General features: G+C 68.5%; 14 protein-coding genes. 10 read left to right on the top strand and 4 right to left on the bottom strand.

Annotated features, from left to right (window positions below):
• Positions 1-116 precede the first annotated feature (116 nt).
• A complete protein-coding gene (gene purS, locus ACIRRA_RS01760; RefSeq protein ID WP_040803258.1) occupies positions 117-350 on the top strand; it encodes a phosphoribosylformylglycinamidine synthase subunit PurS in 234 nt (77 codons plus the stop codon).
• The gene (gene purQ / locus ACIRRA_RS01755; RefSeq protein ID WP_364606110.1) at positions 347-1,024 is read left to right on the top strand and encodes a phosphoribosylformylglycinamidine synthase subunit PurQ; all 678 of its coding nucleotides are present in this window, start codon (positions 347-349) and stop codon (positions 1,022-1,024) included. Before purS ends, purQ begins: the two co-directional genes overlap by 4 nt.
• Positions 1,025-1,049: 25 nt before the next feature.
• Here purQ and ACIRRA_RS01750 read toward each other — a convergent pair whose 3' ends face one another.
• Entirely contained in the window at positions 1,050-2,117 is a 1,068-nt protein-coding gene (locus ACIRRA_RS01750) for a substrate-binding domain-containing protein (RefSeq protein WP_402761678.1), read from the bottom strand.
• 47 nt (positions 2,118-2,164) lie between these two features.
• Here ACIRRA_RS01750 and ACIRRA_RS01745 point away from each other — a divergent pair, with 47 nt between their 5' ends.
• Together ACIRRA_RS01745 and ACIRRA_RS01740 are read left to right on the top strand one after the other, a co-directional pair.
• Positions 2,165-2,602 (top strand): MarR family transcriptional regulator, encoded by a 438-nt coding sequence (locus tag ACIRRA_RS01745; RefSeq protein ID WP_356998850.1) that lies wholly within the window; start codon positions 2,165-2,167, stop codon positions 2,600-2,602.
• A 35-nt stretch (positions 2,603-2,637) separates the two neighbouring features.
• Complete coding sequence (locus ACIRRA_RS01740; protein WP_402761675.1) at positions 2,638-3,957, top strand: M18 family aminopeptidase; 1,320 nt, start codon at positions 2,638-2,640, stop codon at positions 3,955-3,957.
• A gap of 134 nt (positions 3,958-4,091) precedes the next feature.
• On the opposite strand, the gene ACIRRA_RS01735 is transcribed toward ACIRRA_RS01740, so the two are convergent.
• Entirely contained in the window at positions 4,092-5,351 is a 1,260-nt protein-coding gene (locus ACIRRA_RS01735; protein WP_402761672.1) for a glycosyltransferase 87 family protein, read from the bottom strand.
• Positions 5,352-5,541: 190 nt separating this feature from the next.
• On the opposite strand from ACIRRA_RS01735, the gene purL reads away from it, so the two are divergent.
• Positions 5,542-7,836 (top strand): phosphoribosylformylglycinamidine synthase subunit PurL, encoded by a 2,295-nt coding sequence (gene purL / locus ACIRRA_RS01730; protein ID WP_356998859.1) that lies wholly within the window; start codon positions 5,542-5,544, stop codon positions 7,834-7,836.
• 91 nt (positions 7,837-7,927) lie between these two features.
• Here the strand turns inward: purL and ACIRRA_RS01725 are convergent, their stop codons facing one another.
• Positions 7,928-8,215, bottom strand: coding sequence for a YiaA/YiaB family inner membrane protein (locus tag ACIRRA_RS01725; protein WP_402761668.1), 288 nt, complete (start codon positions 8,213-8,215; stop codon positions 7,928-7,930).
• A 152-nt stretch (positions 8,216-8,367) separates the two neighbouring features.
• Between ACIRRA_RS01725 and ACIRRA_RS01720 the strand changes: the two genes are divergently transcribed.
• Genes ACIRRA_RS01720 through ACIRRA_RS01710 form a run of 3 tightly spaced genes read left to right on the top strand, consistent with a single transcriptional unit; the run spans position 8,368 to position 11,213 of the window.
• Positions 8,368-10,170: an alpha/beta hydrolase gene (locus tag ACIRRA_RS01720; RefSeq protein WP_402761666.1), complete on the top strand. Its 1,803-nt coding sequence runs from the start codon at positions 8,368-8,370 to the stop codon at positions 10,168-10,170.
• Between the two features lie 2 nt (positions 10,171-10,172).
• Positions 10,173-10,817, top strand: a complete 645-nt coding sequence (locus ACIRRA_RS01715) for a lysostaphin resistance A-like protein (RefSeq protein WP_402761663.1) — start codon at positions 10,173-10,175, stop codon at positions 10,815-10,817.
• Between the two features lie 9 nt (positions 10,818-10,826).
• Complete coding sequence (locus ACIRRA_RS01710; protein ID WP_402761660.1) at positions 10,827-11,213, top strand: sterol carrier family protein; 387 nt, start codon at positions 10,827-10,829, stop codon at positions 11,211-11,213.
• Here ACIRRA_RS01710 and ACIRRA_RS01705 read toward each other — a convergent pair.
• Positions 11,210-12,508: a YhgE/Pip domain-containing protein gene (locus ACIRRA_RS01705; RefSeq protein WP_402762242.1), complete on the bottom strand. Its 1,299-nt coding sequence runs from the start codon at positions 12,506-12,508 to the stop codon at positions 11,210-11,212. The two genes, ACIRRA_RS01710 and ACIRRA_RS01705, sit on opposite strands and share 4 nt — an antisense overlap.
• 167 nt (positions 12,509-12,675) lie before the next feature.
• Here ACIRRA_RS01705 and purF point away from each other — a divergent pair, with 167 nt between their 5' ends.
• Together purF and ACIRRA_RS01695 are read left to right on the top strand one after the other, a co-directional pair.
• Entirely contained in the window at positions 12,676-14,241 is a 1,566-nt protein-coding gene (gene purF, locus ACIRRA_RS01700; RefSeq protein WP_402761658.1) for an amidophosphoribosyltransferase, read from the top strand.
• Positions 14,242-14,522: 281 nt separating this feature from the next.
• On the top strand, positions 14,523-16,112 hold the full coding sequence (locus tag ACIRRA_RS01695) for an ABC transporter substrate-binding protein (RefSeq protein ID WP_402761655.1): 1,590 nt from the start codon (positions 14,523-14,525) through the stop codon (positions 16,110-16,112).
• The last annotated feature ends 27 nt before the right edge of the window (positions 16,113-16,139 follow it).

The raw sequence follows: 16,139 nt of genomic DNA, 5'->3' as shown, positions 1-16,139 counted from the left end.
ACGGACGGCACGACCCGGCGGTATGTCCGCCGCCCCCGCCAACTACGCTGATCAGCGATACCCCCGCCCGGCAGGCATGTATGCCGGGCGCCGCCCCACCAGCTGAGGAGCAACGCGTGGCACGTGTCGTGGTCGAGGTGATGCCGAAGGCCGAGATCCTGGATCCGCAGGGACAAGCCATTGTCGGCGCGCTGGGGCGTCTCGGGCACCCCGGCATCTCGGATGTGCGGCAGGGCAAGCGATTCGAGCTCGACGTCGATGACAATGTCACCGACGCCGACCTGGAGCAGATCGCCGAATCGCTGCTGGCCAATGTCGTGATCGAGGACTGGAAGGTCGTCCGGCTGTGAGCGCCCGCATCGGTGTCATCACCTTCCCGGGCACGCTCGACGACGTCGACGCCGCCCGGGCGGTGAAACTGGCCGGTTCCGAGCCCGTTTCGCTGTGGCATGCCGATGCCGACCTCAAGCAGGTCGACGCGGTCGTCGTCCCCGGCGGCTTCTCCTACGGCGACTACCTGCGCGCCGGCGCCATCGCGTCCATGGCCCCGGTCATGGGCGAGGTCATCAAGGCCGCCGAGCAGGGCATGCCGATCCTGGGCATCTGCAACGGTTTCCAGATCCTCTGCGAGGCGGGCCTGCTGCCGGGCGCGCTGACCCGCAACGAGGGCCTGCACTTCGTCTGTCGCGACCAGTGGCTGACCGTCGAGCAGACCGACACCGCCTGGACCACCCGCTACGAGCCGGGCGCTCAGATCCTCATCCCCGTCAAGAACGCCGAGGGCCGCTACCAGGCGTCCACCGCCGTGCTCGACCAGCTGGAGGGCGAGGGCCGCGTGGTGTTCCGCTACGCGGGCGGCAACCCCAACGGCTCGCAGCGCGACATCGCCGGCATCACCTCGGCCAATCGCCGGGTCGTCGGCCTGATGCCGCACCCCGAGCACGCCACCGAGCCGCTCACCGGCCCCAGCGACGACGGCCTGGGCCTGTTCCTCTCGGTGCTGGACAGCCTCGTCAAGGCGTAGCCGAACAGCTCCACGCCAGGCGGGACTAGATCCCGTCCAGAATTTCGAAGTCGACTCCGCCCGCCCTGGCCAGCCAGGTCGGGCGGATTGCTTGTACTCCCTCGAAACCGACCTCACCCCACGGGGTCTCGACCGCCCGCCGGTCCGCCACCGCGGCCTGGATGCGCCGCACCTCGAGCGATCCGGCCAGCTCGGCCATGCCGCGCAGGGTGTGGATGGCCTCGTAGCTGGTATTGCTGAAATTGGTGAGCGTGGGTGCGAACCAGCCGTGCAGCCGGTGATAGCGGTCCAGCCGCTCCCGATCGTGCGGCCCGTTCACGAAGAAGCCCGACGGCACGAACAGATTGTGGTTCGCGCCGCCGCCCGCGGCCAGCAGCACGTTCTCGTCCACGGCCGGGCTCACCCGCACCTGCTGGTCGGACCGCCCGGTCCGGGAGAACTGCAGGTTGAAGCGGGCGACATCGGCGCCCACCAGCAGCACGATGATCCCGTCGGCCCGGTCGAGCCGCGGATCGTCGAGGAACCGGCCGAAATCCCGGGTGCCCATGGGCACGAACATCTCCAGCGGAATCAGCTCCGGATCCTGCAGCGTCGCGCGCACGGCCTGCGCGGTGCGCCGCGGCCACACGTAGTCGTTGCCGATGATCGCCCAGCGCCGGGCCTCGAAGGACCGCCGCAGCCAGTCCAGCGCGGGCAGGATCTGGTGTTCGGGATCCGCACCGATCATGAACAGCCCGTCCGGGACCGACTCCACGCCCTCGTGGTCGGTGGCGAACAGATACGGCACCCGCCCGCCCGTCACCCGCTCCACCGCGCGGCGCACCGCCGAGGTGTGCCAGCCGGTGACCGCGTGCACCATGCCGGTGGCCAGCAGCGCCGCCACCTCTCCGGCCACCAGGTGGGGTTCGCGCCCGCCGTCAATGTGGGTGACGCGCAATTCCCTTCCCAGAATTCCGGAACCGGAGTTGATTTCTTCCAATGCCAGAGAAATGGCGGCCTCACAGGATGGCGCGAAGATACCGCCGGGCCCCTGCTGCGGAACTATGTTGATGATCTCGATGATGTTCTCGGGATTCCCGCCGAACGGGGACATGGGCTACCCTTCCCCTCGTTCAAGCGGTTTTCTGACGGGCGGGAAATATGGCGACAATTCTAGGTGGATTTTCCACCTTGCATGGAGCCCTCCGAGCGGCCGAGCGGAGTTGGCTTCGTCACCTGGACGCCGCATTGTGTGCCAGGCGGCTCACCGCTGACCAGTGGTGCATGCTCACCAATCTGTCCGCTGACATCGGCATCACCATGAGTGAGCTGGCGTCGCGGGCGCAGCTGCCCCCGTCCTCGGCGACCCGGCACGCCGACCATCTCGCCGAGCGCGGGCTCATCTTCCGGGTCGCGGCGGCCGACGATCGCCGGCGCATCCTGATCGGATTGAGCCGCCGCGGTGAGGAATTGGTCGAGGAGGTGCGCGCCGAGGAGGCGCGAGCCGAGGCCGAAATGCGCCGCAGTCTCGGAAGTGACGACTATCTGGAGCTGGTGCGGCTGCTGGGCCGCGTCGCCGAGGCACCGCTACCGGACTAGCACGGCGCTGATCATGGTTGCCTAGGATCGAGCCCATGCCCGTTGCCGAGACCACCGCGACCGCCGCAGGCCTGTGCGCATTCATCGATGCATCCCCCTCGCCGTTCCACGTCTGCCGAACTGTGGCAGCCGAACTCGACGCGCACGGCTTCACCCGGCTGTCCGAATCGGCGCCCTGGCCCGCGGGCGGCGCGGGCCGCCACTACGTGGTGCGCGCCGGTTCCCTGGTGGCCTGGGCCGACGGCGGCGCGGACGCGCCCACCGGCTCCGGCGGCGGGCAGGCCGCCCCCTTCCGGGTGGTCGGCGCCCACACCGACAGCCCCAATCTGCGGGTCAAGCAGCATCCGGACACCGCCGTGGCGGGCTGGCAGATGGTCGGGCTGGAGCCTTACGGCGGCGCCTGGCTGAACTCGTGGCTGGACCGCGATCTCGGCATCTCCGGGCGACTTTCGGTGCGCGACGGAAATACGGTGCGGGAGCAACTGATTCGCATCGACGAACCGATTCTGCGGGTGCCGCAGCTGGCCATCCACCTCTCCGACGACCGGCGCGGCGTGCAGCTGGATCCGCAACGACACGTGAATGCGGTGTGGGGGATCGGCGGCGAGCCGCGCTCGTTCCTGGCGTTCGTCGCCGAACGCTCCGACATCGATCCGGGCGCGGTGCTGGGCTGGGAGCTGATGACCCATGATCTGGTGCCCTCCAGCCTGATCGGGCGCGACCTGGACCTGATCAGCGCGCCCCGGCTGGACAATCAGGGCACCTGCTACGCCGGGCTGCACGCCTTCCTGGCCGCCGTCGCCGCACCCGGCGCGGCGACGCCGGTGCTGGCCATGTTCGACCACGAGGAGGTCGGCAGCCAGTCCGACCGCGGTGCCCAATCCGGGCTGCTGCCCACGGTGCTGGAGCGCATCGTGCTGGCCCGTGGCGGCGGACGCGCGGAATACCTGGCGGCCCTGGCGGATTCGGTGTGCGCCTCCGGCGACATGGCGCACGCGACACACCCCAACTACCCGGACCGGCACGAGCCCTCGCACCGCATCGAGGTGAACGGCGGGCCGGTGCTCAAGGTCAACCAGAACCTGCGCTACGCCACCGATGCCGCCGGCGCGGGCGCCTTCGCCCTCGCCTGCGCGCAGGCGAACGTCCCGCTGCAGCGCTACGTGCACCGGGCCGATCTGCCCTGTGGCTCCACCATCGGACCGATGACCGCGGCCCGCACCGGCATGTCCACCGTGGATGTCGGCGCGGCCCAGCTCGCCATGCACTCGGCGCGCGAAATGATGGGCGCCGCAGACGTTCCCGCATACGCCGCTGCTCTCGCGGCGTTCCTCACCGCCTCTCCGGGCCTTTAGCGCGCGGCCTGGGAGCCGTCGCTGCTTTCGCACGCGTGCCGGCGGTCGGGTGCCGAACCGATTTCGGGCGTACCCGGGGAGTTACCCCGATCCTTGCGAGATCAGTTGTCGCTTTGGGGATCCCTGTACGGGATCTATGCGTTCAGCGCTTCGGCTCTGGCCGGGTGGGGCTTCGCGTGGTAACTCAGCGCGGCCACGATGAAGATGGCGAAGGTGACGATGACGTAGCTGTTGCCGATGATCTGCTGCCACCAGTTCCAGGTGAGTTCGCGGTCGTGGTTGTGGGGGAGCAGCCACATCGGCCCGATGGCGAACATGACCACCGCCAGGCCGACCGCGCCGAGGAACCACGGGTTGCGGCGGCCGCGGGCGACGGCGTCGGCGGCCGCGAGCAGCGCGGGCGCGATCCACACCCAGTGGTGCGACCAGGAGACCGGGGAAACCAGCAGCACCGCAGCGGCATTCACCATCAGGGCCGCGACCGCCGCACCGGCATCGAGCAGGCGCTTCATCCACAGGGCGGCCAGCGCCACCGCGGCCACCGACAGCACCAGCCAGATCAGCGTCGAGATCGAGGTCGAGTAGCCGAGCCGGAACACGAAGCCCTTGATCGACTGGTTGCCCGCATACCAGGGCGGGCCGATGCGGCCGGTATCGGACAGGGTGTGGAACCAGTACTGCGGCGAATCCTTCGGGAACAGCACGAATCCCACCGCCACCGCGCCGATCGCGGACAGCACCAGCGTGATCGCGCCCTTCCAATCCTTGCGCAGCAGGAAGTAGAGGAGGTAGCCGCCCGGGGTCAACTTCACCGACACGGCGATGCCGATCAGCATGCCGCGCGGCCAGAAGGGCTTGCGCACCAGGCAATCCAGCGCCACCGCGGCCATCAGCACCAGGTTGATCTGCCCGAACCCGTAGGTCTCGCGGATCGGCTCCAGCAGCTGCAGCAATCCGACCGCGCCGATGACGACGGCCAGCCGGGTCTGCCGCGCCAGGCTCGGCCGGATCCGGTCCAGCACCACCCACAGTGTCGCGCCCAGCGAGGCGATGGAGACCGCGAGCACCGCCCACTCCGCGACGGCCAGCGGCATGATGGCCAGCGGCGCGAAGAACAGCGCGGCCAGCGGGGGATATGTGAACGGCAACCCGATCCCGTACACCGCCGGCATCGGCCCGTACAGATCCTTGCCGTCGAGCCAGGCCCGCGCGCCGTTCCGATATACCTGTAGGTCGATGTACCCGTGCCAGAGCCGGATCTCGAAACTGATCACCGCGGATATCGCGAACAGCGCGACCGCGATCGCCAGCAGTTGCCGCTGCCGCCGCGTCAGCCCTCCAGGCGCGGTCACGGGCTTCTCGGTCGGATCCGCGACCCCGGATCGATCGTTCACCCGGACAGAGTAGCGGGCAGCGGTCGCGACTTCGGTTCTCGGCTCGTGCCGGGGTGTGCTCCCGAACACAGCGACAGGCGGCGCAAGTGTGAGATTTCCAGGCAATTAGACTCGGCCTGTATCTCGCCGACATCCAGCAACGCCGGCTTTCGCTTCCGACCTGCCCGGCCGAAAGGACTCTGGTATTCCCGTGACCAGCCACGTCGATACCGTCAGCAACGCCGCGGCCACCTCGGACCACCCGCAGCCCTACAAGGAACTCGGCCTCAAGGACGACGAGTATGCCCGGATCAAGGAGATCCTGGGCCGACGTCCCACCGACGCCGAGCTCGCCATGTACTCGGTGATGTGGTCGGAGCACTGCTCCTACAAGTCTTCCAAGGTGCACCTGCGCTACTTCGGTGAGACCACCACCGAGGAGATGAAGAAGTCGATGCTCGCGGGCATCGGCGAGAACGCGGGTGTGGTGGACATCGGCGGCGGCTGGGCGGTGACCTTCAAGGTCGAGTCGCACAACCACCCCTCGTATGTGGAGCCCTACCAGGGCGCGGCCACCGGAGTCGGCGGCATCGTGCGCGACATCATGGCCATGGGCGCCCGCCCGATCGCGGTGATGGACCAGCTGCGCTTCGGTGCGGCCGATCACCCGGACACCCGGCGCGTGGTCGACGGTGTGGTGCGCGGCGTAGGCGGTTACGGCAACTCGCTGGGCCTGCCGAATGTGGGCGGCGAGACCGTGTTCGACTCGTCCTACCAGGGCAATCCGCTGGTGAACGCGCTGTGCGCGGGCGTCATGCGGGTCGAGGACCTGCACCTGGCCTTCGCCTCCGGCCAGGGCAACAAGATCATCCTGTTCGGCGCGCGGACCGGTCTCGACGGCATCGGCGGCGTGTCCGTGCTGGCCTCGGACACCTTCTCCGGCGACGAATCCGGTTCCGGCCGTAAGAAGCTCCCGAGCGTCCAGGTCGGCGACCCGTTCGCCGAGAAGGTCCTCATCGAGTGCTGTCTCGAGCTGTACCACGCCGGACTGGTGGTCGGCATCCAGGACCTCGGCGGCGCCGGACTGTCCTGTGCCACCTCGGAACTCGCGGCGGCCGGCGACGGCGGCATGCACATCGAACTGGACCAGGTGCCGCTGCGCGCCGCCAATATGACTCCCGCCGAGATCCTTTCGAGCGAGTCGCAGGAGCGCATGTGCGCGGTCGTCACCCCCGAGAACGTGGACGCCTTCATGGCCGTCTGCAAGAAGTGGGACGTCACCGCCACCGTCATCGGTGAGGTCACCGACGGCGAGCGACTGATCATCACCTGGCACGGCGAGACCGTGGTGGACGTGCCGCCGCGCACCGTCGCCCACCAGGGCCCGGTCTACGAGCGCCCGGTCGAGCGTCCCGCGGATCAGGATGCGCTGAACGCGGATTCGGCCGCGCGCCTGAACCGGCCCAAGACCGGCGACGAGCTGCGTGACACCCTGCTGAAGATGCTGGCCAGCCCGCAGCTGTGCTCGCGCAAGTGGATCACCGAGCAGTACGACCGCTACGTGCGCGGCAATACCGTGCTCGCCGAGCACGCCGACGCCGGTGTCATCCGCATCGACGAGGAGACCGGTCGCGGCATCGCGCTGGCCACCGACGCCTCGGGCCGCTACACCAAGCTGGACCCGTACACCGGCGCACAGCTGGCACTGGCCGAGGCCTTCCGCAATGTCGCCGTCACCGGCGCCACCCCGAAGGCCGTCACCAACTGCCTCAACTTCGGCTCCCCGGAGGACCCGGGTGTCATGTGGCAGTTCCAGCAGGCCGTGCGCGGCCTCGCGGACGGCTGTGCGGCCCTGGGTATTCCGGTCACCGGCGGCAATGTGTCCTTCTACAACCAGACCGGCCAGACCGCCATCCTGCCGACCCCGGTGGTGGGTGTGCTCGGCGTCATCGACGACGTGCACCGCCGCATCCCGACCGGCCTGGGCACCGAGCCGGGCGAGACCCTCATCCTGCTCGGCGAGACCCGCGACGAGCTGGACGGCTCCATTTGGGCGCAGGTCGAGCACGACCACCTCGGCGGTCTGCCGCCCCAGGTCGACCTGGCCCGCGAGCAGCTGATCTCCGAGATCCTCGTCTCGGGTTCCCGCGATGGCATGGTCTCCGCCGCCCACGACGTCTCCGAGGGCGGCCTGATCCAGACCGTCGTGGAGGCCGCGCTGGCCGGTGAAACCGCCTGCCGCATCATTATTCCCGAGGGCGCCGACCCGTTCGTCACCCTCTTCTCCGAGTCCGCGGGCCGCGTCCTGGTGGCCGTGCCGCGCTCGGAGGAGACCCGCTTCACCAAGATGTGCGACGCCCGCGGCCTGCCGTGGGCCCGCATCGGCGTGGTCGACGACGGCTCGGACTCGGTGGAGGTCCAGGGCCAGTTCAGCGTGAAGCTCGACGATCTGCGCGCCGCCCACGAGGGCACCCTCCCGGCCCTGTTCGGCACCTCCGACCACTGAGCCGATCGGTCCGCGGGCCGTGGACATTCCGAGAGCCCGCCGGTTCCCCTCGATCCGGCGGGCTCTCGTCGTTCCTGCTGTGCGGGACAGCTCAATTGATCTTGAACGGGTCGTGCTCGGCCATCAGTTTCTCCATCCGGGCCTCGTCGATGCGGTGGTGGACCTTCGAGGATTCGTGTTGGTCGCGGATCACCTTTGCGAGGGTGAAGCAGCTGCTCACCAGGAACAGGGTTGCCATCAACAGGAATCCGCGCTGCCAGATGTCGAGGGGAAGGTAGGCGATGCCGATGACCAAGGCGCAGAAGCTGATTCCGAAGGCGATCATGGCCTGAGCCAGAAACGCGGTGGTGCTCTTGGTGTGTGCGCTCGGGGTGCTCATGGTGTGTGAGTCTGTCCGGGTTCGCGGCGGATCGACCGAGTACTACTACTCGAGGGGGCTGGGTAGATGCCGTGCCCCGACACGCCGGTGCGATGGTCCCTCTCACACCCGGGGGTCCCCGGATTCCGGCCGGTTGCGTCCATACTTGACGGGTGCCGGACTCCGTCGACGCCTTCACGCGGTTGCGCACGCGCGGCACCGTGCTGTATGCGCGTGGGGTGGTGGCGTACCGGAAACTGTTCCGGCGCGGCTGGGGTCGCAAGGTCGCGGTCTTCGCGCGCCGGGTCGAGGACATCATCGATCTCAACCACACCGGGCTGGTGGTGGCGACCCTCTTCTTCGCGTGGTCGGTGACGCCGTCGCTGGTGCCGCGCGACTGGCTGTTCCAGGGTTTGATCTCCGGCCTCAATGCCGCCATCGGTTACGGCGTGGGCTGTGTGCTGCAGTGGTTGTTCCGCAAGTGGATTCGGCCACGCATCAAGATCGCCGCCCCACCCGAGTGGGCGCGCTACGTGATCAAGGTCGCAGTCGTGGTCGTCTGCATTCTGGTCGCGGGCTACATGCTCGTGCTGTCCGCCGACTGGCAGCGCGAGATCACCACCCTCATGGGTATGGAGGGCACCACCCGGGCCGCGTATCTGCGTACGGGCGGGCTGAGTTTCGCGGTCGGCGCGCTGGTGGTGGCGGTCTACCGCACGCTGCGTGAGATCGTGCGATTCCTGGCGCGGCTGCTCAGCCGCTGGGTGCGGGTGCCGCCCACGCTCGCACCCGCCACCGGCGCGCTGCTGCTCACCGTGCTCATCGTGACGCTGTTCAACGGGGTCGCCACCCGCGCCTTCTTCGCGGTCGCCAACTCGGCGTTCAGCGTTCGCAATGACAAGGTGACCGAATACGCGGTGCAGCCGGCCGAACCCGAGCGTTCGGGCAGTCCGGCCTCGCTGGCCAAGTGGGAGACGCTGGGGTCGGAGGGCCGTTGGTTCGTCTCGCACGGACCCGATCCCATGCTGATCAGCGCCGTCACGGGAAAGCCCGCGCGCGAACCGATCCGGGTGTACGTCGGGTTGCAGTCGGCGGGCAAGGACACCACCGAGGAAGAGCTGGCGGTCGCCGAACTCGAGCGCACCGGGGCCTTCGACCGCAAGGTGCTGGTGCTGGCCACCACCACCGGCACCGGCTGGGTGAACGGGGAGGCGGCGTCCGCCATCGAATACATGTGGGGCGGGGACACCGCCATCGTGGCCTCGCAGTACTCGTATCTGCCGAGCGTGCTGTCGTTCCTGGCGGACCGGCAGAAGGTCGCGATCAACGGCCGGAAGATGTTCGACGCGGTGTACCAGCGCTGGTCGCAGCGGCCGCCCGAGCATCGGCCAAAGCTGCTGGTGTACGGGGAGAGCCTCGGCTCGCAGGGCTCCGAATCCGCCTTCGACGGCCTGGCGGACCTGCGCTCCAAGGTGGACGGCGCACTGTGGGTGGGCCCGCCCAACTCGAATCGCCTGTGGCAGCAGTTCGTTCAGCGCCGAGATCCGGGTACCCGCGAGGTGGATCCCATCTACGCCGACGGCCTGGTGGTCCGATTCGCCGCCACCGCCGCCGATCTGGGCAAGCCATCGGCCGACTGGCGCAAACCGCGCATCGCCTACCTCCAGCACCCGTCCGACCCCATCATCTGGTGGTCCTCGGATCTCATCTTCTCCCAACCGGATTGGCTCTCGGAGCCGCGTGGCGCGGACGTCTCGCCCCAGATGCGCTGGTGGCCCTTCGTCACCTTCTGGCAGGTCGTCGCCGACCTCACCAATGCCCAGGGCGTCAGCGACGGTCACGGCCACAACTACGGCTCCCTGGTACTGGACGGCTGGGCCGCCATCGCCGCCCCACCCGGCTGGGACCAGGATCTCGGCGAACGTATCCGCACCCAGATCGAACTCGCGGAGGCGTACGAGCGGGCGGTGAAATAGCCGTGCTCGCCACGGCCCGCGCCTTGCTGCGCCCGAAACCCCTTGCCGCGGCGGCGCTCCCGCTGCTGTGGAGCAATCGTGCACTGCCCGCGCTCGACCTGGACATTCGCGGCCGCACCGTCGCCAACACCGTCTTCGCCGCCGCGTACGCCCTCGCCTTCCGGGGCGATCCGAACTGGCTGTCCCCGCGCGGCCTGCGCACCGGCGCCCTCGCGGCCGGGCTGGTCCTCTCCGGATACGCGGCGGCCCTGGCCATGCCCGCGACCCGCCGCCACCTCGCCGAACTCGCCGACCGCGGCCCGGGGGTCTCCACCGTCGAATGGACCGCCCTGCACATCCCTGGCGGCACCGTTCTCACCGAGGAGCTCGTCTACCGGGCCACCCTCACACCGCTCCTGGAGCGGGCGTCCGGGCGTCCGGGAATCGCCCTCGGCGCATTGACTTTCGGCCTCTCCCACATCCAGCCCGCCCGTGCCGCAGCCGATCCCGTCCCCGCCACCGTTGCCCTCACCACCGCCGCCGGTCTGCTCTTCGATCGACTCCGCCGCCGCACCGGCAGTGCCAGCGCCCCGGCCCTGCTGCACCTGGCGCTCAACGCCGGAGGAGCCCTCGCCCCGGTAGCCGCCCGGCGTCTCGGGCGGCGGTAGCCTCGCGGCATGGCGCGACGAGGTGCGGTGGATCCGGCGGAGGTGCGGGCGGCGGTAGCGGCGGTGGGCGAGTGGCTGCGCGATGAATCCACCGCGGCCCCGGCCCGAGCCGAGCTCGCGGCGGCGGTGCGGGGGACGGCGCGGGCGCTGGCGGCGGATGCGCCGGGGCATTCGGTCGAGGTGCGGGTGCCGCCGTTCGTAGCCGTGCAGTGCATCGAGGGGCCGCGGCACACCCGGGGGACGCCGCCGAATGTGGTCGAAACCGACGCGCGCACTTGGCTTCTGCTGGCCACGGGGCTGCTGGGGTTCGAGGCCGCGCGCGAGTCCGGTGCGCTGTCCGCCTCCGGCAACCGGGCGGCCGAGGTCGCGCGGTGGCTACCGGTGACCGGCGTCTAGGCGTTCGCGGGCCTGGCGTGCTTGCCGTTGCCGGCGGTCTCCACCGGCCTGCGCTCCAAGCCCTTCCGGTCGTAGAAGCGGGTGATGAACAGGCCGCCGACGACGCCGATGGTCAGGCCGAGCACCGCCATCCACACACCGCGGGTGAGCCCGGCCTGGCCGTTGCCGTAGAAGTACAGGATCGACCGGGTGCCCAGGAAGACCTGGTGCATGGGCTCGAACTTGGCCAGCCAGCCGAAGTATCTGGGTGTCGCCTCGATCGGAATGGTGCCGCCGGAGGAGGGCAGGCCCAGGATGATGAAGATGATCAGATTGATGATCAGGCCCGCCGTGCCGACCGCGGCCAGCATCGAGGTGCAGGTGAAGCCGACCGCGACGATCACCAGCGTGCCGAAGATGAACAGCAGCAGCGGTCTGTCGATGGGCATGCCGAGCGCGGCCGCGATGCCCATCAGCGCACCCGAGACCGCCAGCGCCATCACCACCACCGCCGACCATTTGATGAGCAGCGTCTTCACCCGGGAGATCGATGCGCGTGGATAGTGCACGTACCACGGACCCCACTCGGTCGGCAGGAATCCGAGGGCCGAATCGATGAGCTGGTGGATGATCATCGCCCCGACCATGCCGACCAGCAGGAGCAGCAGGCTGTAGAAGAACGCGGTCAGGCCTTCGCCGGAACCGCCGGGCAGCGGCCGGAATTGGTCGACGACGATGTTCAGGGGCTGCGCCAGCACCAGCCGGGTGGCCGCGGTGAGCTCGGTCGGGGGCGCGCCCGGGGGCGGCGCCAGCTGCGCCTTCACCTGGTCGGTCAGCTGCTGCCCGACCAGAGCGTTCACCTGGGTGAGAGCTCGCTCACCGAATTTCTGCACCACCGCGGTGGCGAACGCGCCCGTGCGCGGATTGGTCTGCAGCGTGATCACCGGCTTGGTGATGTCGCCGGGCACCACGCTGCCGACACCCAGAATGCCGAGCCGCTTGGAGAAGTCGGACGGAATGATGATCGTGCCGTACACCCGAGCGGACTGCATCTGCAGCTGCGCCTCGTTGATGCCGAGCACCCGCAGATCGATCTGGTCCGACGGCACCGCCTTCTGCAGACCGTCGGAGACCTGATCGCCGAAGTTGACGTGCTTGCCGCCGATATCGTCGCCGACATCCTGATTCACCAGGGCGATCGGAAAGTCGTGCAGATTCTTCTCCGGATCGACCACGTAATCGAGGTACATGACGCCCAGCAGCGAGGCGAGCAGGGTGACCACCACAATGGGAAACACCCACCTGAACGGGCTCAGATGCCTGCGTCGTGGAGCGGTTTCCGTACTGCCGGTGTTCTCGGTGCTCGCCACGGTCGAACGCTAACAGCAATCCGCCTGCCATCCCTGTTATCCCAACGGTGGGTTGCCTTGCGGTTACCCGTAGAATGGCGAACGCCCCCCGCCCGCCGAACAGGGAGCAAACGGTGAATCTCCCCTCCGCCGCCACCACCTCCGACCAGGACGAGAACGAACCGCGCGAAGAGTGCGGTGTCTTCGGTGTCTGGGCACCGGGCGAAGATGTGGCAAAGCTCACTTATTACGGACTCTATGCATTGCAGCACCGCGGTCAGGAGGCGGCGGGAATCGCCGTCGCCGACGGCTCGCAGGTGCTGGTTTTCAAGGATCTCGGCCTGGTCAGCCAGGTCTTCGACGAACAGACCCTGGCCGCCATGCCCGGCCACGTGGCCGTCGGTCACTGTCGTTACTCCACTACGGGTTCCACCACCTGGGAGAACGCGCAGCCCATCTTCCGCACCACCGCGGTCGGTACCGGAATCGCGCTGGGCCACAATGGAAATCTGGTCAATACCGCCGAATTGAGTAGGCGGGCACGGGAACTCGGACTGGTCACCGGCCGCCTGGCGGGCAATGTGGCCGCCACCTCCGACTCCGATGTGATGACCGCGCTACTGGCGCACGCGGCCGCCGACAAGAGCATCGAGCAGGCCGCCATGGAGTTGCTGCCGACGCTGCAGGGTGCCTTCTGCCTCACCTTCATGGACGAGCACACCCTCTATGCCGCCCGTGACCCGCACGGGGTGCGCCCGCTGTGCCTGGGCCGGCTGGACCGTGGCTGGGTCGTTGCCAGTGAGACCGCCGCCCTCGACATCGTCGGCGCGTCCTTCGTGCGCGAGATCGAACCGGGCGAGCTGCTCGCCATCGACGCCGACGGAGTCCGCTCGCTGCGCTTCGCCAATCCGACGCCCAAGGGCTGCGTCTTCGAATTCGTGTACCTGGCCCGGCCCGACTCCACCATCTCCGGCCGTTCGGTGCACGCCACCCGCGTGGACATCGGCCGCCGCCTGGCCGCCGAGCATCCGATCGAGGCCGACCTGGTCATCCCGGTGCCGGAGTCCGGCACCCCGGCCGCCGTCGGCTACGCGCAGGGCTCCGGCGTGCCCTACGGCCAGGGACTGATGAAGAACGCCTACGTGGGCCGCACCTTCATCCAGCCCAGCCAGACCATCCGCCAGCTCGGCATCCGGTTGAAGCTCAATCCACTACGCGAGGTGATCCGCGGTAAGCGGCTCGTCGTGGTGGACGACTCCATCGTGCGCGGCAACACCCAGCGGGCCCTGATCCGCATGCTCCGCGAGGCGGGCGCGTTGGAGATCCACGTGCGCATCGCCTCCCCGCCGGTCAAGTGGCCCTGCTTCTACGGCATCGACTTCGCCTCGCGCGCGGAGCTGATCGCCAATGGCGCGGGCCCCGAGGGCATCGAGGGCGAGAGCCTCGACGACATGGTGGAGGGCGTGCGCCGCTCCATCGGCGCGGACAGCCTCGGCTACATCTCGCTCGAGGGCATGGTCGCCGCCACCGAGCAGCCGCGCTCGCGGCTGTGCTGCGCCTGCTTCGACGGCGACTATCCGATCGCGCTGCCGGCGGAGAACGCCATCGGAAAGAACGTGCTCGAGGGCATGCTGTCCGGCGCGACCGAGACCGAGCTGCTGGCGGACAATGTCAATGCCTCGGCGCTGAGTCGCCCATAAGCACAAGCGCTGAGTCGCCCATAAGCGCAAGCCTTCACGGTGCCCGTTCGCGTAATCGCGAACGGGCACCGTATTTTTTTTCCCGCTCCGAACCGGGAAATCCGGTGGCGCAGTTGCGACATGGGCGTCTCGGGGCGGATGGCTCGATTTGCGTACTGATTGTTCCGAAACGCAACATGCCGGTTATAACCGGTCGATACTGTGCCCAGCCAAAGGATGTCCACCGCGGCGCGGCGGGACCGTGACCCGGCCGCTGCGCTGCGCTTCGAGAGCAGGGCAGTATGCGCGCGAGAAGAAGAGTTGCGGCAGTAGGGTTTGCGGGGCTAGCGGTGCTGGCGGTCGCCGGCTGCGGTTCGGGAAAGACATCGGATAGCGGTGGGGGAGCGGGAATCCTGGTCGGCACCACCGACAAGGTCACCTCACTGGATCCGGCCCGGGCCTACGACAACGGCTCACTGCTGGCGGAAACCCAGGTCTACCAATTCCTGATGAACTTCCCGGCGGGCGAGGCGGTGCCGAAACCCGATGCCGCCGACAAGTGCGAGTTCACCTCGCCGACCGTCTACACCTGCACGCTCAAACCCGGATTGAAATTCGCCAACGGTGATCCGCTCACCGCGCAGAGCGTGAAGTTCTCCTTCGACCGCATGGTGAAGATCGACGACCCGCAGGGCCCGAAGGCGCTGCTGGACAACCTCGATCACACCGACGCCCCCGACGACAAGACCGTCGCCTTCACCCTCAAGAAGGGCAACGACCAGACCTTCCCGGCCATCCTGCCCACCCAGGCGGCGGCCATCGTGGACGAGAAGGTCTTCCCCGCCGACAAGGTGCTCGCCGACGAGGACATCGTGAAGGCGAAGCCGTTCTCCGGTCCGTACACCATCACCAGCTACGACAAGAACAAGCTGGTCGAGTTCAAGTCCAACCCGGACTACAACGGGCTGTTCGGCAAACCCAAGACCGACGCGGTCACGGTGAAGTACTACGCCGAGGCCGCGAACCTGAAACTCGATGTGCAGCAGGGCAATATCGACGTCGCCTGGCACACCCTCACCCCGACCGACCTGGACTCGCTGAAGACCAGCGACAAGGTGACCGTGCACCAGTCGCCCGGCGGTGACACCCGCTACATCGTGTTCAACCTCAATACCCAGCCCGGCGGCACTCCGGCTCAGAAGCTGGCCGTGCGCAAGGCCGTCGCCGTCTCCGTCGACCGCGAGGCGCTGGCCACCAGTGTGTTCAAGGGCACCTGGGCCCCGCTGTATTCGCCGGTGCCCAAGGGCGTTCCGGGCGGCACCGAGGCCCTGAAGGACATCTACGGCGCGTTGCCGAACAAGGACGCGGCCGCCAAGTTCCTCGCCGACGCCGGCGTGGCCACGCCGGTCGAACTGAACCTGCAGTACACCACCGAGCACTACGGGACCGTCAGTTCCGAGGAGTACGCCGCCGTCAAGAGCCAGCTCGAGGCCACCGGGCTGTTCAAGGTGAATCTGCAGTCCACCGAATGGGTCGCCTACCAGAAGGCCCGCTCCACCGACGGCTACCCGGTGTTCCAGTTCGGCTGGTTCCCGGACTACCCGGACGCCGACGACTACCTGCGCCCCTTCTTCACCGAGGACAACTTCCTGCGCAACCACTTCGGCGATCCGAAGATCACCGCCGAGCTGAACGCCGAACTGACCGAACCGGATCCGGCCAAGCGGACCGCCGCGCTCGCCACCGTGCAGCACGACCTGATGGCCGACTTCCTGCCCATCGTGCCGCTGCTCACCGGCAACCAGATCGCGGTGGCGGGCAAGAACATCCAGGGCGTGGACAACACCCTGGACCCCTCCTCCAAGTTCCGCTTCGGCGTGCTGAGCAAGTAGCCGGATGGTGACGACCACCGAACCCGA

It is taken from the genome of Nocardia sp. NPDC101769, assembly GCF_044766925.1.
GTDB lineage: Bacteria > Actinomycetota > Actinomycetes > Mycobacteriales > Mycobacteriaceae > Nocardia.
The sequence above is the reverse complement of the archived record's forward strand: the minus strand, read 5'-3'. Positions and strand labels throughout refer to the sequence as shown.

Coding starts and splice junctions, on each gene's coding strand:
- ACIRRA_RS01750 (WP_402761678.1), bottom strand. CDS start 2,117: ATGTCCCCGTTCGGCGGGAATCCCGAGAACATCATCGAGATCATCAAC.
- ACIRRA_RS01745 (WP_356998850.1), top strand. CDS start 2,165: ATGGCGACAATTCTAGGTGGATTTTCCACCTTGCATGGAGCCCTCCGA.
- ACIRRA_RS01740 (WP_402761675.1), top strand. CDS start 2,638: ATGCCCGTTGCCGAGACCACCGCGACCGCCGCAGGCCTGTGCGCATTC.
- ACIRRA_RS01725 (WP_402761668.1), bottom strand. CDS start 8,215: ATGAGCACCCCGAGCGCACACACCAAGAGCACCACCGCGTTTCTGGCT.
- ACIRRA_RS01710 (WP_402761660.1), top strand. CDS start 10,827: ATGGCGCGACGAGGTGCGGTGGATCCGGCGGAGGTGCGGGCGGCGGTA.
- ACIRRA_RS01695 (WP_402761655.1), top strand. CDS start 14,523: ATGCGCGCGAGAAGAAGAGTTGCGGCAGTAGGGTTTGCGGGGCTAGCG.